General features: G+C 65.1%; 19 protein-coding genes and 6 pseudogenes. 20 read left to right on the top strand and 5 right to left on the bottom strand.

The features are described from left to right. Positions 1–25: 25 nt before the first annotated feature. From metK to H9L15_RS08040, 4 genes and pseudogenes are all read left to right on the top strand, one after another. A pseudogene (gene metK, locus H9L15_RS08025) lies at positions 26–1,239 on the top strand (methionine adenosyltransferase). A 5-nt stretch (positions 1,240–1,244) separates the two neighbouring features. Then, positions 1,245–1,951: pseudogene (gene trmB / locus H9L15_RS08030) on the top strand (tRNA (guanine(46)-N(7))-methyltransferase TrmB). A 17-nt stretch (positions 1,952–1,968) separates the two neighbouring features. Continuing rightward, positions 1,969–2,997, top strand: a pseudogene (locus H9L15_RS08035) (cysteine synthase A). A gap of 36 nt (positions 2,998–3,033) precedes the next feature. Beyond that, the gene (locus H9L15_RS08040) at positions 3,034–3,726 is read left to right on the top strand and encodes a peroxiredoxin (RefSeq protein ID WP_187713733.1); all 693 of its coding nucleotides are present in this window, start codon (positions 3,034–3,036) and stop codon (positions 3,724–3,726) included. A gap of 15 nt (positions 3,727–3,741) precedes the next feature. On the opposite strand, the gene H9L15_RS08045 is transcribed toward H9L15_RS08040, so the two are convergent. Then, a complete protein-coding gene (locus H9L15_RS08045) occupies positions 3,742–4,845 on the bottom strand; it encodes a PQQ-dependent sugar dehydrogenase (RefSeq protein ID WP_223276097.1) in 1,104 nt (367 codons plus the stop codon). A gap of 57 nt (positions 4,846–4,902) precedes the next feature. Between H9L15_RS08045 and H9L15_RS17365 the strand changes: the two are divergent. The 3 genes and pseudogenes from H9L15_RS17365 to H9L15_RS08055 all read left to right on the top strand — a co-directional run. Then, positions 4,903–5,471, top strand: a pseudogene (locus tag H9L15_RS17365) (type III polyketide synthase); the annotation flags it as partial. Positions 5,472–5,498: 27 nt separating this feature from the next. Continuing rightward, on the top strand, positions 5,499–5,891 hold the full coding sequence (locus H9L15_RS17370) for a hypothetical protein (RefSeq protein ID WP_398286915.1): 393 nt from the start codon (positions 5,499–5,501) through the stop codon (positions 5,889–5,891). A 66-nt stretch (positions 5,892–5,957) separates the two neighbouring features. Continuing rightward, positions 5,958–6,479, top strand: coding sequence for an isoprenylcysteine carboxyl methyltransferase family protein (locus H9L15_RS08055; protein ID WP_223276098.1), 522 nt, complete (start codon positions 5,958–5,960; stop codon positions 6,477–6,479). Here the strand turns inward: H9L15_RS08055 and H9L15_RS08060 are convergent. Next, positions 6,409–7,938: a hypothetical protein gene (locus H9L15_RS08060; RefSeq protein ID WP_187713734.1), complete on the bottom strand. Its 1,530-nt coding sequence runs from the start codon at positions 7,936–7,938 to the stop codon at positions 6,409–6,411. The genes H9L15_RS08055 and H9L15_RS08060 overlap by 71 nt on opposite strands. Positions 7,939–8,073: 135 nt before the next feature. Between H9L15_RS08060 and H9L15_RS08065 the strand changes: the two genes are divergently transcribed. The 13 genes and pseudogenes from H9L15_RS08065 to pnp all read left to right on the top strand — a co-directional run bounded on the left by H9L15_RS08065 (position 8,074) and on the right by pnp (position 20,541). Continuing rightward, a complete protein-coding gene (locus H9L15_RS08065; protein ID WP_223276099.1) occupies positions 8,074–8,904 on the top strand; it encodes a glycosyltransferase family 2 protein in 831 nt (276 codons plus the stop codon). Then, the gene (locus H9L15_RS08070; RefSeq protein ID WP_187713736.1) at positions 8,892–9,347 is read left to right on the top strand and encodes a GtrA family protein; all 456 of its coding nucleotides are present in this window, start codon (positions 8,892–8,894) and stop codon (positions 9,345–9,347) included. Before H9L15_RS08065 ends, H9L15_RS08070 begins: the two co-directional genes overlap by 13 nt. A gap of 149 nt (positions 9,348–9,496) precedes the next feature. Continuing rightward, a complete protein-coding gene (gene rimP / locus H9L15_RS08075; RefSeq protein WP_187713737.1) occupies positions 9,497–10,039 on the top strand; it encodes a ribosome maturation protein RimP in 543 nt (180 codons plus the stop codon). Positions 10,040–10,043: 4 nt separating this feature from the next. After that, entirely contained in the window at positions 10,044–11,678 is a 1,635-nt protein-coding gene (gene nusA, locus H9L15_RS08080; protein ID WP_187713738.1) for a transcription termination factor NusA, read from the top strand. After that, positions 11,659–12,374, top strand: a pseudogene (locus tag H9L15_RS08085) (DUF448 domain-containing protein). The gene nusA and the pseudogene H9L15_RS08085 overlap by 20 nt, the downstream one beginning before the upstream one ends. Position 12,375: 1 nt before the next feature. Beyond that, complete coding sequence (gene infB, locus H9L15_RS08090; protein WP_187713739.1) at positions 12,376–14,886, top strand: translation initiation factor IF-2; 2,511 nt, start codon at positions 12,376–12,378, stop codon at positions 14,884–14,886. Beyond that, positions 14,886–15,278: a 30S ribosome-binding factor RbfA gene (gene rbfA, locus H9L15_RS08095; RefSeq protein ID WP_187713740.1), complete on the top strand. Its 393-nt coding sequence runs from the start codon at positions 14,886–14,888 to the stop codon at positions 15,276–15,278. Before infB ends, rbfA begins: the two co-directional genes overlap by 1 nt. Next, entirely contained in the window at positions 15,275–15,811 is a 537-nt protein-coding gene (locus H9L15_RS08100; RefSeq protein WP_187713741.1) for a GNAT family N-acetyltransferase, read from the top strand. Before rbfA ends, H9L15_RS08100 begins: the two co-directional genes overlap by 4 nt. Further along, positions 15,808–16,197 (top strand): hypothetical protein, encoded by a 390-nt coding sequence (locus H9L15_RS08105; RefSeq protein ID WP_187713742.1) that lies wholly within the window; start codon positions 15,808–15,810, stop codon positions 16,195–16,197. The genes H9L15_RS08100 and H9L15_RS08105 overlap by 4 nt, the downstream gene beginning before the upstream one ends. A 4-nt stretch (positions 16,198–16,201) precedes the next feature. Continuing rightward, positions 16,202–16,822 (top strand): thymidine kinase, encoded by a 621-nt coding sequence (locus tag H9L15_RS08110; protein ID WP_187713743.1) that lies wholly within the window; start codon positions 16,202–16,204, stop codon positions 16,820–16,822. Next, a complete protein-coding gene (truB, locus tag H9L15_RS08115) occupies positions 16,819–17,703 on the top strand; it encodes a tRNA pseudouridine(55) synthase TruB (protein ID WP_187713744.1) in 885 nt (294 codons plus the stop codon). The genes H9L15_RS08110 and truB overlap by 4 nt, the downstream gene beginning before the upstream one ends. A 17-nt stretch (positions 17,704–17,720) precedes the next feature. Further along, a complete protein-coding gene (gene rpsO / locus H9L15_RS08120) occupies positions 17,721–17,990 on the top strand; it encodes a 30S ribosomal protein S15 (protein WP_187713745.1) in 270 nt (89 codons plus the stop codon). 161 nt (positions 17,991–18,151) lie between these two features. Next, positions 18,152–20,541 (top strand): annotated as a pseudogene (pnp, locus tag H9L15_RS08125) (polyribonucleotide nucleotidyltransferase). 661 nt (positions 20,542–21,202) lie between these two features. On the opposite strand, the gene H9L15_RS08130 reads toward pnp, so the two are convergent. The 3 genes from H9L15_RS08130 to H9L15_RS08140 are packed head-to-tail and all read right to left on the bottom strand — an operon-like array spanning position 21,203 to position 23,715. Continuing rightward, positions 21,203–22,054, bottom strand: coding sequence for a hypothetical protein (locus tag H9L15_RS08130; RefSeq protein ID WP_187713747.1), 852 nt, complete (start codon positions 22,052–22,054; stop codon positions 21,203–21,205). Further along, complete coding sequence (locus tag H9L15_RS08135; protein ID WP_187713748.1) at positions 22,051–22,395, bottom strand: MmcQ/YjbR family DNA-binding protein; 345 nt, start codon at positions 22,393–22,395, stop codon at positions 22,051–22,053. The genes H9L15_RS08130 and H9L15_RS08135 overlap by 4 nt, the downstream gene beginning before the upstream one ends. Positions 22,396–22,452: 57 nt before the next feature. Then, positions 22,453–23,715, bottom strand: a complete 1,263-nt coding sequence (locus tag H9L15_RS08140) for a mechanosensitive ion channel (protein WP_187713749.1) — start codon at positions 23,713–23,715, stop codon at positions 22,453–22,455. Positions 23,716–23,722: the final 7 nt, after the last annotated feature.

Genomic DNA, 23,722 nt, shown 5'->3' on the forward strand with positions numbered 1-23,722 from the left:
GATCGCCAAGGACTTCAGCCCAACCATGCGCAACTCGTATCTCTTCACGTCCGAATCCGTTTCCGAAGGCCACCCGGACAAGGTCGCCGACCAGATCAGCGACGCCATAGTCGACCTGTTCCTGTCGAAGGACCCGGAAGCGCGCGTTGCATGCGAAACCATGACGACGACCAACCGCGTCGTTCTCGCCGGCGAAATCCGCGGCCAGGGCATCATGGACGAAGAGGGCAATTGGGCTCCGGGCATCCGCGAGGAAATCGAGTCCGCGGTCCGCGGCGTCGTGAAAAAGATCGGTTACGAGCAGGAAGGATTCCACTGGGATCGCCTCGACTTCGCCAACCACCTTCACCCGCAGTCGGCGCACATCGCTCAGGGCGTCGATGCCGGCGAGAACAAGGACGAGGGCGCGGGCGACCAGGGCATCATGTTCGGCTTCGCCTGCGACGAGACCCCGGACCTGATGCCGGCGACGCTCGATTACAGCCACAAGATCCTCGCCGAGATGGCTGCCGACCGCCACGCCGGCCGCGCGCCGTTCCTCGAGCCCGACGCCAAAAGCCAGGTCACGTTGCGCTTCGAAGAGGGCAAGCCGGCCAAGGCAACCGCCATCGTCGTCTCGACCCAGCATGCCAAGGGCTACGACCAGGGTGAGAAGCAGGCCGAGCTTCACGCCTACGTGAAGGGCGTCGTCGCCAAGGTCTTGCCGGCAGAGCTGCTCGGCAACGAGACCGTCTATCACATCAACCCGACCGGCAGCTTCGAGATTGGCGGCCCGGACGGCGACGCTGGCATCACCGGCCGCAAGATCATCGTCGACACCTACGGCGGTGCCGCTCCCCACGGCGGTGGCGCTTTCTCGGGCAAGGATCCGACCAAGGTCGATCGCTCGGCCGCCTATGCCGCGCGCTACCTCGCCAAGAACATCGTGGCGGCCGGCTTTGCCAAGCGCTGCACCATCCAGCTCGCTTATGCGATCGGCGTGTCCAAACCGCTGTCGCTGTACGTCGACACGCACGGCACCGGCACGGTTGGCGACGAGCAGCTGGAGCAGGCGATCGGCAAGATCGAGAAGCTCGGCGGCCTGACCCGCGCGGCATCCGCACGCACCTCGCGCTCAACAAGCCGATCTACCAGGCGACCGCGGCCTACGGTCACTTCGGCCGCAAGGCGGAGGGCGAGTTTTTTCCATGGGAGAAGACGGACCTGGTCGAGGATCTGAAGGCGGCCGTCGCCGCCTAAGGCCGATGACCGCGCACAAGGCTGGCGATCCGACCACTCTCAATCGCCTTTACGGGCGGGCGAGCGGGCACAAGCTGCGCAAGGGCCAGCAGGATCTGGTCAACAGCCTGCTTCCGCAGATCGAAGTGCCGGCCGAAGGCGATGTCACCGCCGCAGGCCTTTTCGGCGAGGACCGGCCGCTTCATTTCGAAATCGGGTTCGGCTCGGGCGAGCACCTTGCCTACCGCGCGGACCTGCTGCCCGACCATGCCTTAATCGGGGCGGAGCCGTTCCTCAACGGGGTCGCAACGGCGCTCGGCATATCCGCGAGAAGCATTTGCCCAACATCCGCTTGTGGAAAGGCGATGCGCTGGAGGTGCTGCGCCGTGTGCCGGATGGCTCTCTGAGTTTCCTCTACCTGCTTCACCCGGACCCGTGGCCAAAGGCGCGGCACGCGAAGCGGCGGATGGTCAATGACGGGCCGGTCGACCTGTTCGCGGCCAAGCTGAAGCCCGGCGGCGAGTTCCGGCTCGCGACTGACGATCCGACCTATCTGAACTGGGCGCTGATGGTGATGCAGCGGGAGCGCCACCTGCGTCAGTTCGAATGGTTGGCGAAGACGCCGAAGGACTTCCTCGAACCGTCCGGTGGCTGGATCGAAACGCGCTACGGTGCCAAGTCGCGGCGCGAGGGGCGCCGGCCTTATTATCTGCGCTACCGCCGCATCGCCTGATTCTGTACAGGCGCGGCATGGATATCCGCGACACCGTCCTTGCCGCGATCGGCAATACGCCGTTGATCAAGCTCCGCCGCGCCTCGGAAGAAACCGGCTGCCTCATCCTGGGGAAAGCGGAGTTCATGAACCCCGGTCATTCGGTGAAGGACCGGGCGGCGCTCGGCATCGTCACCGATGCGATCGACAAGGGCAGCTGCGACCGGGCGGGATCATCGTCGAGGGTACGGCCGGGAATACGGGCATCGGCCTCACCGTCGTCGGCAACGCGCTGGGAATGAAGACGGTCATCGTCATCCCGGAAACGCAAAGCCAAGAGAAGAAGGACACGCTGCGCTCGCTGGGAGCGACGCTCGTCGAAGTGCCGGCTGTTCCGTACCGCAACGACAACAATTACGTGAAGGTCGCCGCGCGCATGGCCGAGAAGCTGGCGCGGGAGCATCCGGAAGGCGCGATCTTCGCCAACCAATTCGACAATGTCGCCAACCGCAATGTCCATGTCCGCACGACCGGGCCGGAGATCTGGGCGCAGACCGACGGCAAGGTCGACGGCTTCGTCAGTGCGGTCGGCACTGGCGGGACGCTCGCCGGCACGGCGATTGCCCTTCGAGAACGCAAGCCGGACGTGGCCATCGCGATCGCCGACATCCCGGGGCCGCCCTCTACAGTTACTACACGACCGGTGAGCTGAAGTCGGAAGGGAGCTCGATCACGGAAGGGATCGGGCAGGGCCGGATCACCGGCAACCTCGAAGGTCTTTCCGTCGACGATGCTTTCCTGATCGAGGACCAGGAAAGCCTGGAGACGACACTCGGCCTGATCCGCGACGAGGGCCTGAGCGTGGGGCTTTCGACCGGCGTGAACGTCACCGGAGCGACGCGGCTGGCGCGCAAGCTGGGCCGGGCAAGGTGATCGTCACGATATTGTGCGACCCCGCGACCCGCTACCAGTCGCGCCTTTTCAACCCGGAGTTCCTGCGGTCGAAGGCGCTGGTGGCGCCGGAATGGCTCGAACGTCCGGAGAGTCTCGAACCCGCCCTGGTCTGAGACTATAGGGGCATCGCGAATCAGCGGGAGGCAGACATGACTTTGTCCATTGGCAGCATTGCGCCCAACTTCACTGCGGAAACCACGCAGGGACCGATCAACTTCCACGACTACATCGACGGCGGGTACGGCATCCTGTTTTCCCACCCGAAGGATTACACGCCCGTCTGCACGACCGAGCTCGGCTACATGGCCGGCCTCGCCGACGAATTCGCCAAGCGCAACACGAAGGTCATCGGCCTGTCGGTCGACCCGGTCGGCGCTCACGAAGGCTGGGCGCAGGACATCAAGGATGTCACCGGGAACGAGGTCAACTTCCCGATGATTGGCGACCACGACCTTGCCGTCGCCAAGCTCTACAACATGCTTCCGGCTGACGCGGGCGAGACGTCCGAAGGCCGGACGGCCGCGACCAACGCGACGGTGCGCACCGTCTACATCGTCGGGCCAGACAAGCAGATCAAAGCCATGCTGATCTATCCGATGAGCACCGGCCGGAATTTCGACGAGGTGCTCCGCCTGCTCGATTCCATCCAGCTCACCGCCAAGCATTCGGTGGCGACGCCGGTGAACTGGAAGCAGGGCGAGGACTGCATCATCGTCCCATCGCTCAACGACGAAGCGGCGCGGGAGAAATTCCCGGGCGGCTGGAAGACGCTGAAGCCCTACCTGCGCACCGTGCCGCAGCCTCAGGAGCAAGCGGCGGCCGAACCGGCTCCCGCCAAGTAGCTCAGTTGGCGGGCGTCAGCTTGAGCAGGCGTCCGCCGCTGTCACCGTCCTCGAGCAGATAGACTTCGCCTTCCGGCCCTGGTCGACTGCACGAACGCGGGCACCCATGTCCCACTGATCGGCCTTCCGGGCCTGATCCCCATCGATGTCGACGCGGATCAGCGCCTGACCTGAAAGCGCGGGAATGAGCGCGTCGCCTTTCCACTGCGGAAAGAGATCGCCGGCGTAGATCAACAACCCACCCGGCGAGATCGATGGGTTCCACCACACCTTCGGCTCCTCGAATCCGCGGCCCTTGTGATCGTCGGGAATGTCGCCGCCACCGTAATGCGAGCCGTAGGACGCCCGTGGCCAGCCGTAGTTCTTGCCCTCCACGATCAGGTTAACTTCGTCGCCGCCCTGCGGACCCATCTCGGTCTCCCACAAGCGGCCGTCGGGCGCGAAGGCAAGGCCGAGAACGTTGCGGTGACCCATCGAATAGTGATGGCCGCCGATGCGCTGCCCTTGGTCGGTCATGTGAATGATCTTGCCGAGGTCGCTCGCCGCATCCTGCGCCGGGTCGAACTTCTGCCTGTCGCCCGACGAGATGAACATGCTCCCGTCGGGCGCGAAGGCGATCCGGTGCGAGAAGTGGCCGTTCCCGGTGACTTTCGGCGACTGGCGCCAGATGACCTTGAAACCCTCCAGCCGCGGCTGCCCCTGGCCCAGCAGGAGCCGCCCATAGCCAATGACCGCTCCGCTCGTTCCGCCCGGCCCCGGCTCGATGTAGCTCAGGTAAACGCGCTGGTTCCCGGCGAAGCCCGGATGCGCGACGACATCGCCGAGCCCGCCCTGGCCGGCGACATGGACCGAGGGCACTCCCGCCACCTCCTGCTTGCGGCCGGTCGCCGTGTCGAGCAGCCACAGCTTGCCGCCTTTTTCCGTCACCAGCGCCATCTTGGTCGTGGCCACCCCACTGCCCGGTAGAAAGTCCATGGCCCAAGGTGCCTCGAAGCGCGTTACCTCGGTTTCAGTGAAGGGCTTGGTCGACGAAGCCTGCTGGGCGGAGGACTGGCTTGGAGCGGTACCACAGGCGGCGAGAACCAGGATTGCCGCGACTTGCATTAAGCGTAGGGTCATCCGATCTGTTCCTTAAGCGTAACGGTTGTCCATTGCGGCGACCAGGACAGGCCGGCCATGCAATCCTGTAGCCTACTCTCGCTCGCCACCGCGGTTCCTCCGCACGTCGTCGAACAGCACGAGGCGAAGGCCCGGGCCAGAGAGGCCTTTGGCGGTAAGAAGGCCCTGTTCGACCGCCTCTCCGGCGTGTTCGACAATGCCGGAATTGCCAAGCGCCACATCGTTGCTCCCCAGGATTGGTATCTCGCCGAACATGGCTGGCATGACCGCAACAGTCTCTATCTGAAAGCCGCCGAGGACCTGTTCGTCGAGGCTGCGAGTACTGCCATCGAAAAGGCCGGGATGGCGCCGGACCAGATCGACGGGGTCGTTGCGGTTTCCACGACGGGCATCGCCACGCCCAGCCTGGAGGCACGCGCTGCGCCACGCGTCGGTTTCCGTGACGACATCCGCCGCGTTCCGCTCTTCGGGCTTGGCTGCGCGGGGGCGTGAACGGGCTGGCGACGGCCGCTCGCATGGCGACTTCGGAACCAGGGACGAACTGGCTGTTCGTGACCGTCGAGACCTGCTCCATCTCAATCCGCCTGGACAGTGCCGATCCGGCCGCGATCGTGGCCACCGCCTTGTTCGGCGACGGAGCGGCCGCGGCAGTGGTGACGAGCGGCGAGCACAGCCTCGCTCGCATCACCGGGGCTTCGGAGAAGCTTTTTCCGGACACGCTGCGGATCATGGGCTGGGACGTTGAGGATCCGGGACTGGCCGTGGTGTTCGACCGCGCCATTCCCCCTTTCATCGAACAGCATCTCGCGAAAACGGTCGACGAGATGTGCGTGAAGCTCGGTGTCGACTTCGAGGATGTCGATCGCCTTTGCTGTCACCCAGGCGGCGTGAAGGTGATCGATGCAATCGAGACCGCGCTGAAGCTCAATCAGGGCGAGCTCAATATCGAGCGGGAAGTCCTGCGCGACTTCGGCAACATGAGCGCTCCAACCGTGCTGTTCGTGCTTGAACGGCTGCTGGCGCGGGCCTGCCGGACCGCGTGCTGATGACCGCGTTCGGCCCCGGATTCACCTGTGCGGGCCTCATGCTGGAGGCGGCGTGACGGAGCCATTGTGGCCGTCGATCGCGATTCTGGCGTTCGTGACTCTTCAGCGCCTCACCGAGCTTCCGATCGCCGCAGCGAACACCAGGCGCCTCCTGGCGCGGGCGGCACGGAAGTCGGTGCGAGCCACTACCCGCTGATCGTTGCGCTCCACGCTGCCTGGCTCGGTGCACTCTGGTGGTTCGCGCTTGGCCGCCCGATCAACTTCGCCTTCCTCGCGCTGTTCGTCCTGGTCGAACTGGGCCGCGTATGGGTGTTGCGGACGCTAGGCCCGCGATGGACGACGCGGATCATCGTCGTCCCCGGCGAAGCGCTGGTTGCTGCCGGGCCCTATCGCTTCGTGAATCACCCCAATTATCTCGTGGTCATCGCCGAAATCGCCGTTCTCCCGCTGGTCTTCGGCCTGTGGCAAATCGCGCTGGTCTTCTCCCTTCTCAACGCGGCCGTCCTGGCGATCCGCGTCAGGGCCGAAAATCGCGCGCTCGGCGCCGCTCAGCGGGGTAGACGTAAACGTCGTAGGCCTCGTCCGTGACCGCGGGGCGGAACGTCGCGATCAGGCGCGTCTGCGCCTTGAACCGCTCCAGGTCTTCGGGCGTGACGGTGGTCGTGCTCTCGTACATCACCTTCTTGGCGGGCCTCGGCTTTAGCGGGAGTGGAGCGAGAAAGACGATCGGCCGGCCCGTTTGCCGGTGCAGCAACTCGGCGTCGGCCAGGACATCGGCGAGCCGCAGGTCCTGCCGCCCCTCCCGGTTCAGCCTGACGACCTTCCCGAACTTGCGCTCGCGCAAGAACCAGAGCGGATTGTCGGCATAATAGGGCAAGGCTTCAAGGAACGGATCCGGGTCGCCCATCACGATGGCGTTTCGCAGATCCGGCCGCTGCAGCAGCTTGCCGACGTCCGCAGACCGGCTGTACTTGAGACCGCCGAATTCGACGCTGACTGGACCCATGAGTTGCAGCGTCTGCAATGCCAGCAAAGCTACGAACCCGTATTCGCCGGCAATCCGGGCGCGATCGACCCACGGGTTCTTCGACGACCAGCTCCCGCCAGCCCCTTCCGCGCTCATCCAGTACAGCGCGATGAGGAAGCAGAGGTAGAGCGCTTCATGCCGGTAGGACGACGGGTAAACGAAATAGAAGAAGTATTTGAAGCCGATGAAGCCGGCGATCGAGGCGCACAAGGCGGCAGGCTTCCGGATCAGGCCGAGGCAGCTGAGGCCGATCAGAAGCAGTGGAAGTGGCGGCCAGAGGATCGAGCCGAGCCCGCTGAACCCGCTCTTCAGCTCGAAGATCGCCGGGATGAGGGTGGCAGGCCCAAAGATTCCCAGACGGTTCGAGACGGCGCCGTCATTGAACGTCGGATAGATGGTTCGGAAGCAAAGATAGGCTCCAAGAGCGGCGAGCAGCGCATTGCCAACGAAGATCAGCCAGTCGCGCTTCTCGACCGGCCTTGTCGCGACCATCTCGACAAAGCGGAACAGCAGGAACGAGGCTGCCAGGAAGCCGCTCGGGACGTTGGTGTTGGTCAAGATCGCGATCAGCAGTCCCAACCACAGGCTGTTCTTCACTCGCGGGTAGAGCGCCGCGATGGCGAACATCACGACGGCCGACATGCCGTAATTTCTCGCGACGGCGACGAATTCGAAGGCGCCGTACAGGCTGAACAGGATCAACGCGACGACAAGTGGCCGGAACGGTGCCTTGAACGCCACCAGCGCCATGGCTGCGAAGCCGAGCAACGCGGCCGCAATTGGTAAGACTTCGCGATAGGGGAAGATGTCGTGAAGGCCGCGGAGGATGATGTACCAAAGCGCCGGATGCCCTTCGCCGTGGACATTGCCGAGCATTTCCAGCGGGTTGGACCCCGACAAAGCGAGCGAGAACGCCCGCACCTCGTCGCGCCAGAAGACATGATTGACGCAGAACCAGACGGCCAGCGCGATCCAGGCGAGCAAGAGGATGAAGCGGAGGCGCCTGTCTTGCGCCGTCACCGGACCGCCAAACAGCGGCGACGCCGAATTCTCCAACGCTCCCCCACGATACCCAGTCCGGTGCCGGAGTATCGCGTTGTTCATAGTTTAAAAAGGAGTTTGCTTCATTGCCTCAGGACTACGGCCCCAGTGGACATGAGGCGTGTCATGATCGACGGTTTGAAAGTTGCGGTTGTCTTGCCCGCATATAATGCAAGCGAAACGCTCGAGAGAACTTACGCTGAGCTCCCGAAGGACGTCGTCGACGACGTCATTTTGGTCGATGATGCCAGCACCGACGCCACTGCAATCGTGGCCGACAGGCTCGGGATCCACACCGTGATCCACGCCCGCAACGGCGGCTACGGCGCCAACCAGAAGTCCTGCTATTCGATCGCGCTGGCGCGGGGAGCGGACATCGTGGTGATGGTGCACCCCGACTATCAATATTCGCCGCGCCTGGTGACTGCCATGGCCGGCATGATTGCGTCCGGCCATTACGATGCGGTTTTTGCGTCGCGCATTCTGGGCAACGGAGCGCTTGCTGGCGGCATGCCGAAGTACAAATATGTGGCGAACCGGCTTTTGACGGCTTTCCAGAACCTTCTGATGGGTGCGAAGCTCAGTGAATATCACACCGGCTATCGTGCCTGGAACCGCAAGTCGCTTCAGCAGCTGCCTTTGCTCGCTTGCTCCGACGACTTCGTCTTCGACAATGAGATGATCGCGCAGGCCAAGTGGGCCGGCTTCCAGATGGGCGAGATTTCCTGCCCCACGAAATATTTCCCGGAAGCGTCGAGCATCAACTTCCGCCGCAGCTGCATCTACGGCTTGGGCGTTGTGAAGACGGCCGTGACGTATCGCCTTTGCAAGTGGGGCGTCCTCAGCTCCAAGCTGTTCGCTTCGGACTCGCCGCGCCTGCCGCGATCGGTCCCGGCCATGATGCCGAGAATGGCCGTCGCCGAGCCGCTTTCGTGGGCAGCCTGATCGCCCGGGGATCGGCAACTCTTCATTCGATCCCCTTCATCGCGGATATCCTGGCACGGCCCGCCGCTCGGCAGCTGCTTCGCTATGCGTTCGCCGGGTTGTGCGTAACGCAATTGGCCGCGCTGGTTTACTCCGCCGTGGTCCTGCTCTTGTCGGCGCATCCCTTGTTCGCGAATGCGGTCAGCACCGCCTTCGGGCTTTGCGCGGGCTATCTGGTGCATAGCCGCTGGAGCTTCGCCGTCGATGGCGCGGGCGGAGAGGGCCTGCAGGTCGCTCGCTTCCTGACCGCGTCGTTCGTCGCCTTCCTGATCAACAGCTTCTGGGTCTGGCTGCTCGTCATGATCCTGCATCTGCCGGCTCTGGCACCGGTGCCGATGATGATGCTTGTAACCCCGTGGATCAGCTTCCTGCTCAACCGCTATTGGGTATTCAAGGCGGCCTGATCTAGTCCGAATCTCGGGCGTTCGCCGCAGCTTGCGCGGCTTGCTGTTCAAGCCTATATCGCACTCCTCTCCTCGACATCGTTAGATGCCTGAGGCTGGGCCAAGCGGCTCCGGTCCGAGAGACTTTGTAAGCTGTTCGCAGGATATTCGTGGCCGACATCGCCGCACTGAACCGATTGCTGGAGCCCGAGGTGGAAAGCCTCGGCTATCGCCTCGTTCGCGTCGCGTTCCTCGGCGGGAAGTCGGACCCGACGCTGCAGGTCATGGCCGAGAAGCCGTCGACGCGTCAGCTCGATCTCAGCGATTGCGAAGTCATTTCGCGCAAGCTGTCCGAGACGCTGGACGCGCTCGAAGCCGACGGCCGCGACCCGATCGAGGGCGGCTACCGCCTCGAGGTCAGCTCACCCGGAATCGACCGGCCGCTGACCCGGCTTGCCGACTTCGACGACTGGAAGGGCCACGATGCGCGGGTCAACCTCGCCGACCAGCAGAACGGCCGAAAGCAGTTCAAGGGCAGCGTCGCCGGTACTGAAGGGGCTGACATCCTGCTGCATCTCGACAATGGCGAAGGCGTCGCCATCCCGTTCGCTTCGATCCATTCGGCCAAGCTGCTGCTGACCGACAAGCTCATCAACGCAACCGCGCCGCTCAGCACCGAGGGCGCCGACACCATTCAGACTGTAGAGGACTAGAACCATGGCCACTGCCGCCCCGCCCGTCGCATCCGCGAACAAGGCCGAGCTGCTTGCAATTGCAGACGCCGTCGCTCGCGAGAAGCTGATCGACCGCGGCATCGTCATCGAGGCGATGGAGGACGCGATCCAGCGCGCCGCTCGCGCCCGCTACGGCGCCGAGAACGACATTCGCGCCAAGCTCGACCCGAACACCGGCGACCTTCGCCTGTGGCGCGTCCTCGAAGTGACCGAGGAGGTCGAGGATCACTTCAAGCAGATCGACCCGAAGGGCGCCCAGAAGCTGCAGAAGGACGCGGCCGTCGGCGACTTCATCGTTGATCCGCTGCCCCCGATCGAGTTCGGCCGCATCGCCGCCCAGGCCGCCAAGCAGGTGATCTTCCAGAAGGTCCGCGATGCCGAGCGCGAGCGCCAGTATGAAGAGTTCAAGGACCGCGCGAGCGAAGTCATCACCGGCGTCGTCAAGCGCGTCGAGTTCGGCCACGTCGTCGTCGACCTCGGCCGCGCCGAAGGCGTCATCCGCCGCGACCAGCAGATCCCGCGCGAGATGGTTCGCGTCGGCGACCGCATCCGCTCGCTGATCCTTCGCGTCGCCCGCGAAGCCCGCGGCCCGCAGATCTTCCTGTCGCGCGCTCATCCGGACTTCATGAAGAAGCTGTTCGCGCAGGAAGTCCCGGAGATTTACGACGGCATCATCGAGATCAAGGCCGCCGCCCGTGACCCGGGCAGCCGCGCCAAGATCGGGGTCATCAGCCACGACAGCTCGATCGACCCGGTCGGCGCCTGCGTCGGCATGAAGGGCAGCCGCGTGCAGGCCGTCGTCCAGGAACTCCAGGGCGAGAAGATCGACATCATCCCCTGGTCGGAGGACACCGCGACTTTCGTGGTCAACGCGCTTCAGCCGGCCACCGTCAGCCGCGTCGTCATCGACGAGGAAGAGAGCCGCATCGAAGTCGTGGTCCCCGACGACCAGCTCAGCCTCGCGATCGGCCGCCGCGGCCAGAACGTGCGCCTCGCGAGCCAGCTGACCAGCTCGCAGATCGACATCCTCACCGAGGCCGACGCGAGCGAGAAGCGCCAGCGCGAGTTCGTCGAGCGCACCGAGATGTTCCAGGGCGAGCTCGACGTCGACGAGACGCTGTCGCAACTACTCGTCGCCGAAGGCTTCACCAGCCTCGAGGAAGTCGCTTACGTTCCGCTCGACGAAATCGCGTCGATCGAGGGTCTCGACGATGAAATCGCCGGCGAGCTTCAGAGCCGCGCCGCCGAAGCGCTCGAGCGCCGCGAAGCTGCAGCTCGCGAGGAACGCCGTGGTCTGGGCGTCGAGGATGCTCTCGCCGAGCTCCCGCACCTCACCGAGGCGATGCTGGTCACGCTTGGCAAGGCCGGCATCAAGACGCTCGACGATCTCGCCGATCTCGCGACCGACGAGCTGATCCAGAAGAAGCGCCAGGAGCCGCGCCGCCGCGCCGAGAACGCTCCCAAGCGGGCCGAGGACAAGGGCGGGATCCTCGCCGACTACGGCCTGAGCGAAGAGCAGGGCAACGAGATCATCATGGCCGCCCGCGCGCACTGGTTCGAGGACGAGGACGCCGGCGCGCAGACCGAGGAGGCCGCCGATGCGGAATCCTCCCAATGATCCGCTAGACGCGCACGTACCGGAGCGCACCTGCATCCTCTCGCGGCGGACGGCGCCGAAAGAGGAATTGATCAGGCTCGCGCTCGGTCCCGATGGCGAGGTCGCTCCTGACGTTCGTGCCCGGGCGCCGGGCCGCGGCGCCTGGATCGGCGTGTCGCGCGCCGAATTCGACGAGGCGCACGCCAAGGGCAAGCTCAAGGGCGCCCTCCAGCGCGCGTTCAAGACGAACGCTGTGGAGATCCCTGACGACCTTGGCGAACGCATTGCGCAGGCGCTTCGCCAGGCCACGCTCGACCGTCTCGGCATGGAAGCCCGCTCCGGCAATCTCATCAACGGTGCCGACCGGGTCGAGACCGCTGCCCGCAACGGCAACGTCTATTTGCTGATTCATGCCGCGGATGCTGGCGAAGACGGCAGGAAAAAGCTCGATCAGGCGTGGCGCGTGGGAAGCGAGCCCGAAATCCTTGCGAACAGCGGGGCCAAGGTCTTCTATTTCCCGAGGAACGCACCATCTTGTCGATGGCCTTGGGGCGCGAGAATGTGGTACATATCGCGCTGACCGATCGTGCCGCCGCAGCGCGTGTTCTCCACGCGCTTTCCCGGTGGCGCGCTTTCATTGATCCCCGTGCGGGTCTAGAGGGCGGCGACCCCGCTTCTGGCCGCGGCTCGGCTGATGCAGATTTGACGAAGGAATAGGATGACAGACCAGACCGACAAGCCGAAGCTTGGAACCCGGCCGCCGCTGGGCCTCAAGCGCACGGTCGAGACCGGCAAGGTGAAGCAGAGCTTCAGCCATGGCCGTTCGAACACCGTGGTGGTCGAGGTCAAGAAGCGCCGCATCCTTGGACGCCCGGGCGAAGCTCCGCCCGTCGAGGCGCCCAAGCCCGAGCCCGTTGCCGAAGCGCCCAAGCCGGCACCGAAGCCCGTTGCCCCGCCTCCCGCGCCGAAGCGCACCGCGCCTGTCGACGACATCACCGCGCGCAAGGAAATGCAGGCTCGCCTGCTGCGTGAGGCCGAGGAAGCGCGTCTCGCCTCTCTGGAGGAGGCGCGCCGACGCGACGACCGCAAGCGCACGGAGCAGAGCGAGGACGAGAAGCGCCGCGCCGAAGAGAATCGCAAGGCCGAGGAGGCTGCCGCCGAGCAGGCGCGCATCCAGGCCGAGGAAGAGGCTCGCGCGGCCGCTGAACCCGCCGCTGCGCCCGAGCCGGTCGCCGCCGATGATGAAGACGACCGTGCGGCTCGCCGTCCCAGCGGCGGTCATGCGCCAACTCCACGCCGTCCCGAGCCCGCTCGCCCGAGCCGCGGCCGCGGCGACGACCGCCGTCACCATGGCAAGCTGACCGTCACCCGTGCCCTTTCCGGCGAGGACGACAGCCGTGCCCGTTCGCTGGCCGCGCTCCGCCGCGCCCGTGAAAAGGAAAAGCGCGCTCACCAGCAGCAGGGACCCGCCGCCAAGCAGTATCGCGACGTTGACGTTCCCGAGGCGATCACCGTCCAGGAGCTCGCCAAGCGCATGGGCGAGCGCGGCGCCGACCTGGTGAAGGCGCTGTTCAAGATGGGCACGCCGGTCACGATTACCGAGACGATCGACCAGGACACGGCCGAGTTGCTGATCGAAGAGTTCGGCCACCGCATCAATCGCGTCAGCGAGGCTGACGTCGACATCGACACGTCGACCGACGTCGATCCCGCGGATACGCTAAAGCCGCGTCCGCCGGTCGTCACGATCATGGGCCACGTCGACCACGGCAAGACGTCGCTGCTCGACGCCATCCGCGGCGCCTCCGTCCAGTCGGGCGAGGCCGGCGGCATCACGCAGCATATCGGCGCCTATCAGGTTCAGCTGCCCGACAAATCGAAGGTCACCTTCCTCGACACGCCGGGCCACGAAGCCTTTTCGGAAATGCGCGCCCGCGGTGCGAACGTCACCGACATCGTCATCCTCGTGGTCGCGGCCGACGACGGCCTGCGCCCGCAGACGATCGAGGCGATCAATCACACCAAGGCGGCCGGCGTCCCGATGATCGTTGCGATCAACAAGGTCGATAAGCCGGAAGCCAAGCCGCAGAAGGTCCGCGAGGAGCTGCTGCAGCATGAGATCATCGTCGAGGACATGGGCGGCGACGTTCAGGACGTCGAAGTCTCCGCGACCAAGAAGACGGGCCTCGACAAGCTTCTCGAGGCAATCCAGCTGCAGGCCGAAATCCTCGAGCTGAAGGCCAACCCCGATCGTGCCGCCGAAGGCACGGTGATCGAGGCCAAGCTCGACAAGGGCCGCGGTCCGCTCGCGACCGTCCTCGTCCAGCGCGGCACGCTGCGCGTCGGCGACGTGTTCGTTGCCGGTGCATCGAGCGGCAAGGTCCGCGCGATGATCAACGACAAGGGACAGCAGATCAAGGAAGCCGGTCCGTCCTTCCCGGTCGAAGTGCTCGGCCTGTCGGCGGTGCCGTCGGCCGGCGACCCGTTCACGGTCGTCGAGAACGAGGCCCGCGCGCGCGAAGTCGCCGACTACCGCAAGGGCGTCCTCGACAAGAAGCGCACGACGGCCGCTCCGGTCAGCGTCGAGAACATGTTCGCGACGCACGCTTCGACGATCAAGGAAGTGCCGGTCGTCATCAAGGCGGACGTGCAGGGCTCGGTCGAAGCGATCGTTCATGCCCTCAATCGCCTGTCGACCGACGAGGTGCGCGTGCGCATCCTCAACTCGGGCGTCGGTGCGATCACCGAGAGCGACGTGACCCTTGCGTCCGCGAGCGGCGCACCGATCATCGGCTTCAACGTTCGCCCGAACGCCAAGGCGCGCGAGGCCGCGAACCGAACCAAGGTCGAGTTCCGCTACTACGACGTCATCTACCACCTGACCGATTGGGTGAAGGGCGCGATGGAAGGCGAGCTCGGACCGGAGATCATCGAAACGGTGGTCGGCCGCGCGAAGGTCCAGGAAGTCTTCCCGGCCGGGAAGCGCGACAAGGCCGCCGGCCTGCTGGTCCTCGAAGGCATCATCCGCAAGGGCCTCAACGCCCGCCTCACGCGCGAAGACGTCATCGTGTCGAAGACGACCATCAGCTCGCTCCGGCGCTTCAAGGACGACGTGGCGGAAGTCACTTCGGGTCTCGAGTGCGGCGTGCTTCTGGCCGATACGAACGACATCAAGCCCGGTGACGCGCTTGAGGTCTTCGAGGTCGAGGAGCGCGCGCGGACGCTCTAATGCGCCGTCAGGAAACAACAGAAGGTCGGTCGGTCCGCCTGCTCCGCGTCGGGGAGCAGGTGCGTCACATCCTGAGCGAGCTTCTCCAGCGTGGCGACGTGCATGACGACGTGCTCCAGTCGCACCTCGTCAGCGTCACGGAAGTGCGTATGTCGCCCGACCTCCGCCACGCGACGGTGTTCGTGAAGCCATTGCTTGGCCAGGACGAAGAGGCCGTGCTCAAGGCTCTCCGGCAGAACACGGCGTTTCTCCAGCGCGAGGTCGCTCACCGCGTGCGCATGAAATATGCGGCCAAGCTGAAGTTCATCGCCGACGAAAGCTTCGACGAAGGCACGCACATCGACCGCATCCTCCGGTCGGAGCATGTCGCGCAGGATCTCGAAGAGGAATGATCGAGGGTCTCGATGCGCACATGACCGGCGATGGGTGCCGCGCCGAGTTCATCACCGACGGTCATCTGGAAGCGCTAAAGTCCGCATGTGCCGAGGACCGCGAGATTTGGGCGATCTATGCGAACAACTTCGGTCCGGACGGTTTCGACCAGAGCATCGCCCTCTACCGGTCCAATCCGCGCAATCGGACCTTCGTCCTCTACGACGGTGACGCGCTTGCCGGTATGTCAAGTTATCTTGGCATTGACGACGGACGCCAGTGCCTGGAAATCGGTGGCACCTATTACCGTCCACACCTTCGTGGCAGCGGGTTCAACCGTCGCGTGAAGGACATGATGCTGAAGCGGGCATTCGACAGCGGAATCCGCCGCGTCGAGTTCCGCGTCGACCGCCGCAACGCGCGGAGCCAGGCAGCAATGAAGAAGCTCGGCGCCGTCCGCGAAGGCATTCTTCGCGCGGACCGCATCACCTGGAACGGCCACGTCCGCGACACGGTGCTGTTCGCGATCCTCAAGGACGAATGGCCGGTATGAAACTGCTTGTCGCCCTGAGTTTGCTCCTCGCCGCGTCGCCCGCGCAGGCGACTGGGCTGACCGTGAAGATGGGTGAAACCTGGCTGTTCACGCTCAAAAACGGTGAGCCGGCGAACGCTCGGAAAGTGCCTGCGTCCGCCACCATTCCCAAGGGCCAGATCAAGGTCGCGGTGCGCGCGATGCTGGGGACGGGCATGACCATCACCAACAACAGCCCGATCGCCTACACCTTCCGCGCGGAGCTGATTTCCGGCGGCAAGGCAACGCTTGCGCGATCCTGCACGCTTCCGTCGAAGGCCCGCCCGGCGTTCGAACAATGGCCACAGAAGGCTGACGCGATCCGTATTGGGGCCTTCAAGGTCGCCGACGAAGACGGGCACTGCTGAGCCGATGGCCAAGCTCTATTTCTATTATGCTGCAATGAACGCGGGGAAATCGACGACCCTGTTGCAGGCCGACTTCAACTATCGCGAGCGTGGCATGGAAACGATGCTGTGGACCGCGGCGCTCGACGATCGCCTGGGCGTGGGCGCGATCGGCTCCCGGATCGCCTTGTCGGCTCCGGCGCATACCTTCGATGAGGGCGTCGACCTTTTCGACGCCATCAGCAATGAATTGAGGAAGCGGGACCTCGACTGCATTCTGGTCGACGAAGCGCAATTCTTGTCGCAGCCGCACGTGCTGCAACTCTGCGAGGTTGCCGACCAGCTCGATATTCCGGTCCTTTGCTACGGCCTTCGCACCGACTTTCAGGCCAAGCTGTTTCCCGGATCGGCGGCGCTGCTCGCGCTGGCGGATACATTGGTCGAACTGAAGGCCGTCTGCGAATGCGGACGCAAGGCGACGATGAACCTCAGGGTCGATGAGGACGGTCACGCGATCGTTCGTGGCCAGCAGACCGAGATCGGCGGGAACGACCGCTATATCGCGCTCTGCCGCAAGCATTTCTTCGAACGGCTGAACGAGAGCCGGGCGCGACAGCTGAGCCTCGGCCTCCCGCGCAACCCGTGATCAATGGCTGGCTGATTTTGGACAAGCCGGTCGGGCTTGGCTCGACGCAGGCCGTGTCGGCCGTGAAGCGAGCGCTCCGCGAAGCCGATGAGCCGAAGACCAAGGTTGGCCACGGCGGCACGCTCGATCCGCTCGCCAGCGGCGTCCTTCCCGTCGCGATCGGCGAAGCGACCAAGGTGTCTGGGCGGATGCTGGACGCGACCAAGTCCTACGAATTCACCGTTCGCTTCGGCGAGGAGACCGATACGCTCGATCTCGAAGGGAAGGTGGTGGCGACGAGCGACATTCGGCCTTCACGAGAGCAGATCGAGGCGGTGATCGGTACCTTCACCGGCCCGATCGAGCAGGTCCCTCCGGCTTATTCGGCGCTGAAGGTCGACGGCAAGGCCGCCTACACCCGGGCGAGGGCAGGCGAGGACGTGAAGCTTGCGGCGCGCGAGGTCATGATTTTCGAGCTCGAACTGCGCGAGAATACGCCCGACAGCGCGACATTCTCAGCGACCGTATCCAAGGGCACCTACGTCCGCTCCGTCGCCCGCGACATCGCCAGGGCGTTGAACACCGTCGGCCACGTCACCATGTTGAGGAGGACCCGCGCTGGCCCGTTCGGTCTCGAAAGGGCCATTTCGCTGGACTTTCTCGCCGAAGCCGCTAAGGCGCGGCGGCTGATTGGGGCGGTACTTCCGCTGGAAGCGGCGCTGGACGACATCCCGGCCCTCCCCATCACTCCCGACCAGGCACAACTGCTCCGCTTCGGACAGCGCCTTGTCGGTTTCCCCGAAAAGCCGGGGCTTCAACTGGCGACAGAGGGCGGACGCCCGGTCGCATTGGTCGAAGCTTTGGCCGACGGCCTGAAGGTCGTCCGGGGCTTCAACGTCTAGAAATAAGGAGTTTGTCGATGTCGATTACTGCAGAGCGCAAGACCGCGCTGATCAACGAGCACGCCCGCGGTTCGGGCGACACCGGTTCTCCCGAAGTGCAGGTCGCGATCCTGACGGAGCGCATCAACAACCTGACCCAGCACTTCAAGAGCCACGCCAAGGACAACCATTCGCGCCGCGGCCTTCTGATGCTGGTCAATCAGCGCCGTTCGCTCCTCGACTATCTGCGTCGCAAGGACGAAACGCGCTACACCGACCTCATCGCGAAGCTCGGCCTGCGCAAGTAACTCTCTGGAGCGGCCCCAAGCGGGCCGCTTCGCATATGTTCAGTCCCGCAATTCGGCGGGGCGTCCATGGGGCTCATCAGACGCCCCGACCGCTGACGGACCGGCTGTCCGTCAAATGATGACCCCGGCAGGCATTCGGCCGCCGGGCGAAGGGACAATAAATGTTCAAAATCCATACTGTTGAAACCGAGATCGGCGGCAAGACGCTGAAGCTCGAAACGGGCCGCGTGGCCCGCCAGGCCGATGGCGCCGTTCTCGCGACCATGGGCGAAACCGTGGTGCTTTGCGCGGTCACCGCCGCAAAGTCGGTCAAGCCGGGGCAGGACTTCTTCCCGCTGACCGTCCACTACCAGGAAAAGTTCTCGGCCGCCGGCCGTATCCCGGGCGGTTTCTTTAAGCGCGAGCGTGGAGCGACCGAAAAGGAAACGCTGACCAGCCGCCTGATCGACCGTCCGATCCGCCCGCTGTTCCCGGAAGGCTTCTACAACGAAGTCCTCGTGATCGCGCAGGTCCTCTCCTACGACGGCGAGAACGAGCCCGACATCCTCGCGATGATCGCCGCCTCAACCGCACTGACCATTTCCGGCGTGCCCTTCATGGGCCCGATCGGCGCCGCCCGCGTCGGCTTCGTCGACGGTGAGTACGTCCTCAACCCGACCCAGGCTCAGATCGCCGAGGGCGACCTCGACCTCGTCATGGCCGGCACTCCGAACGCCGTGATGATGGTGGAGTCCGAGGCCAAGGAATTGAGCGAAGAGCAGATGCTCGGCGCCGTCATGTTCGGCCACGCCGCCAGCCAGAAGATCTGCAACCTCATCATCGACCTCGCCGAAAAGGCCGCCAAGGACCCGTGGGAGCTCGCTCAGAGCGACGACAAGTCGGCGATCAAGGCGAAGCTCAAGGACATCATCGGCAAGGACGTCGAGGCTGCCTACAAGCTGACCAACAAGTCGGAGCGTTCCGCCGCTCTCAACGCCGCCCGCGACAAGGCCAAGGAAGCCTTCGCCGAAGCCGAGCCGCAGGAGCAGCTGGTCGCCTCGAAGGCCGTCAAGGGCCTCGAAGCCGACATCGTTCGCGGTGCGATCCTCAAGGAAGGCCGTCGCATCGACGGCCGCGACACCAAGACGGTCCGCCAGATCGAAGCGATGGTCCACTTCCTTCCGCGCACGCACGGCTCGGCCCTGTTCACGCGCGGTGAGACGCAGGCGATCGTGACCACGACGCTCGGCACCAAGGAATCGGAGCAGATGATCGATGGGCTGGAGGGTCTCTCCTACCAGCGCTTCATGCTGCACTATAACTTCCCGCCCTACTCGGTCGGTGAAGTCGGACGCTTCGGCGCTCCGGGCCGCCGCGAAGTCGGCCACGGCAAGCTCGCATGGCGCGCGCTGCACCCGATGCTGCCGTCGATCGAGGAATTCCCGTACACCATCCGCGTCCTGTCCGACATCACGGAGAGCAACGGCTCCTCGTCGATGGCGACGGTCTGCGGCGGCTCGCTTGCCCTCATGGACGCCGGCGTTCCGCTGAAGCGTCCGGTGGCCGGCATCGCCATGGGCCTGATCCTCGAAGGCAAGGACTTCGCGGTGATCAGCGACATCCTTGGTGACGAGGACCACCTCGGCGACATGGACTTCAAGGTCGCGGGCACGTCGGAAGGCGTCACCTCGCTGCAGATGGACATCAAGGTCGCCGGCATCACCGAGGAGATCATGAAGACCGCTCTCGCCCAGGCGAAGGACGGCCGTGCTCACATCCTCGGCGAGATGGCGAAGGCGCTCGATCACACGCGCGAAGAGCTGTCGGCTCACGCGCCGCGCATCGAGACGATGCAGATCGCCAAGGACAAGATCCGCGAAGTCATCGGCACCGGCGGCAAGGTCATCCGCGAAATCGTCGCGGAGACCGGTGCCAAGGTCGACATCGACGACGACGGCACGATCAAGATCGCGTCTTCGGACCCGGCCAAGATCGAAGCCGCCCGCAACTGGATCCGCGGCATCGTCGCCGAGCCGGAGCCGGGCACGATCTACACCGGCAAGGTCGCGAGCCTCGTCGACTTCGGTGCATTCGTCACCTTCATGCCGGGCAAGGACGGCCTCGTGCACGTCTCGGAAATCAAGAACGAGCGTGTCGAGAACGTCCGCGACGTCCTGACCGAAGGCCAGGAAGTGAAGGTCAAGCTGCTCGAGGTCGACCAGCGCGGCAAGGTTCGCCTGTCGATGCGCCTCGTCGATCAGGAGACAGGCGAAGAGCTTCCGGACACCCGCCCGCCGAGGGAGCCGCGTGAAGGCGGCGACCGTGGCCCGCGCGGTGACCGTGGCGATCGCGGCCGTCATGGCCGTGGCGGCGGACGCGACGATCGCGGCCCGCGCCGTGACCGTGGAGACCGTGGTGACCGTGGTCCTCGCGGTGAAGGCGGCGACCGTGGCCCGCGCGGCGAAGGACGCGGCGACCGCGGCCCGGGCCGTGAGCGCGAAGGCGGAGAAAACGAAGGCAACGCGCCCGAGTTCGCCCGGCCTTCCTGACGGGCGGCAACGACGAGGACTAAAATCCTCCCGGAACGGGAGGGGACCAGCGTAGCTGGTGGAGGGGTCCCTTCACCGCCACGCCGGTCACTCAGCAGTGCCAAGAAATGAGAAGGCCCGGAGCGATCCGGGGCCTTTTTGTTGGGGGTCGCCTCCTACGAGCGACTGCCGACGCAGTACAAGGGCATATCGACGCGAAGGCGGCTGAACGCTATTTTGAGTTCTTCAGGTCATCAAACATGGATTTGATATCTTCATCGGATATCTCCGATGAGACCGAAGGCCGTGGCGGAGCGGAACCGGAGTAGGCCGCTTACTCGCGCGCCGGCCGGCACTCTCTGGCTCTTCGCCCAAGCTCCCGAATGCTTTGCATTCGCTCCCTTGCGCTCGGCAGTTCGTGCTGTCCTACAACCCCTTTTTGTGCCTTACCCTGCCAGATGAGCAGGAAGTACAATCGCAACGAGTTCAACCGGCAGCTGGTCGAGCGCTTTCCCGTGACTTTGTCCGCCGCCGATCTCCTCGCCGCCAACGCGGCGGCGGAGGACTATGTGTCCGAACAGATCCCCTTCGATCCCGTCCCGCGCGCGCGAAACAGCCCCGTTACTGCGAACATTGGGACCATTCGCACTCCGCACCGGCGTGCGCGGCACAGTCAATTTGGTCAACTTGCCCTCGGGAGAAGTCCTACAGCACCCCGAACGTCCACCCCTCCGTCAGCGCAATCTCCGGAGTCAGCCCCTCCGGCGCAAACGCCCGCGGTTCCTCTCGCGCCAATGCCCGCATTCCCGCCGCGGTGACCAGCGCGTCCGTCTGGTGGTCGTTTGGTTCGAAGCCAAGGCGGACTCGCCGGCTGCCAAGCCCGTCCAGCGCCGCATTGAGCTCGGCGCGGGTGCGGAGCTTGGTGCCGCTCATGCCCGCACGGCGAAGGTAGATGCGCGTGTAGATCTCGACCACCGCGCTCCCGCTTTCCGGCAGCGGGTCCATCGGGAAGATCGCAACCTTGCCGTCCAGGCGGTGAAGCAGCCGCATGCCGGAGAAGCTTGCCTTGGCGACCTGCGCCGCGCCGATCGCGTCGTATGCGCTGGCCGTCTTGCGGCCGCCTTGCGCGTTCAATCGGGCGTCGCATTGGCGGAAACGGACGAAGTCGGCCTTCACCCCGTCGGCGATGCCGAAATAGAAATGCTTGCGGTGGACGTGCTCGAGGAAGCTCGCGGCGCCGAGGTCTTCGTCGTCGCAGCGGGCATCGACATAGGCCCAGAACTCCCGCGCGGTGTCCGGCACGCCGGGCTCGTCGATCAGATATTCGCCGCGCTCGACGATGGGTGGAGCGAAGCTGAAGTCGAAGCCGAACAGGGTCGGCTCCCTGGCCGCGCGCTTGATCAGCCAGCGGAGCACTTCCTCCCGCGACCAGATGTGCCCCGGCCGGATCAGCCGCGGCGGCGCGTCATGCCGCGCTTCGGCAATCGCGATCCCCTTGTGCCGTCGCCCCTTCGCGCCCGACCAGTCGATCGCGATGTAACTTTCGAACCGGCTCACTTGCGCTTGCGCGGCTCCGCTTTCGGGCGCGCGGCCGACCAGTCCCGCGAGCGGGTGATGACCTCGCGGACCCGCTCTTCATCCGCCGCGGCATATCGCACCAGCACGGCGGGCCAGCCTTCGTAGTGCGGCGTCTGGAAGTAGGTCTCCGGCTCGGTCTCCTTCAGCACCTCGATGCCGTCGAGATCGAGCGCGACGCCGAACGCGGTGTCGCTTTCGCGGCCCGGAAAGAGGAAGGCGCGTCCGTTGGAGGCGACCTTGACCGCCGGCTGCCCGTAGCTCGTCGACAGCTCGGTATCGGGCAGGCCGAGCGCATATTCGACCGCCTCCTCCCAGGTCATGGCCTCATACCAGCGGTGGCTGGCGGTCGTCCTCCGGGGCAACCTCGGCCGGCTTCTTCAGCCGCGGTGGCGGGGCAGGGCGACGGGTCTGCGGCATCTGCTGGTCGGTCCACTGCTCGAGGATCCTCGCCGCCGTGTCGCGGCCCCGAGGCCGAAGGCGATGGCACAGGCGACCGCCGCGGAGCCGAGGATCAGGCCGAACGCCATCATCACGATCTGGTCGGCAAGCCCCATGAAGGTGAGGCCGATCGCGGTGAACAGGGCGATGATCGCATATTTGATGATCGTCTCCGCGTAGCTCGACTCCCCGGTCGAGCTGCCGACGAGGTTGGAGAGGATACGGGCGAGGAAGATGCCGACGACGATGATGACCGTGCCGAAGATCACCTTCCCGCCGAGCGCCGTCACCTGGAACAGCAGCGCCGCGGTGGAATCGCCGCCGATCTTGTGGGCAGCCTCCATGATTCCAACGATCAGAGCAGCAGTCATCGCGATATTGCCGACGACCCGGGACGGCACCGACGACACCGGCATGATGCCAAGCGCTCGCAAGGCATTGTCGAAGCCGAGACCCGGAAGCACCGTCTCCAGCACGCTCTTGCCCCAGCGGCCGATCAGGAACGCGATGGCGAGGATGATCAGCGCCGCGAGCACATTCGGGATCGACAAGGCGATCGACTGAAGCATCGCCGTCGCGGGCTCGGAAATGGTCGCGATGTTCAGCGCACCGAGCGCACCGATGGCGGCGAAGATGATGATCACCGCCGATACGGTCATTCCGACCGCCTTGGCGATCGAGCCGCGGGCCGGCGCTACCCCATCCTGAGCAATGCCGCTTTCGTCGACGGCCAGCGGCGCATCGCCGATCGGGATGCCTGCGCGGCTGAACAGCCGTTCGAGGTTGAGTGCGCCGAGCGCCGCCTCGACGATGTGGCGAACGATCCGCGCCAAGATCAGCCCGGCGAAGAACAACAGTCCCGCACCGATCAGCCGTGGGATGAAGGCGAAGACCTCGTTGGTCATCACGGTGACCGGGGTAAGGACTTCGTTGAGACCGAGCGGCTGCAGCGCCGCGACCAGGCCGACAAGCCAGACCAGCCAATAGGCCAGCCGCCCAAGCTCGGTTCCGACCGAGTCGACGCCGGCCTGCGGATGACGCTTCAGGACCGGCATGCGGTCGATCAGCTTGGCGACGCCCCATTGGACGCCCTTGGCGACGAAATGCGTCGCGACGAGGATCAGGATCGCGAAGACGACGCGCGGTCCCCACTGGATCAGCTGGTCGCGCCAATAGGCTGCCGGCGCTTCGGTCTGGTACATGGTCACC

Source organism: Sphingomonas daechungensis (assembly GCF_014489495.1).
Taxonomy (GTDB): Bacteria; Pseudomonadota; Alphaproteobacteria; order Sphingomonadales; family Sphingomonadaceae; genus Sphingomicrobium; species Sphingomicrobium daechungense.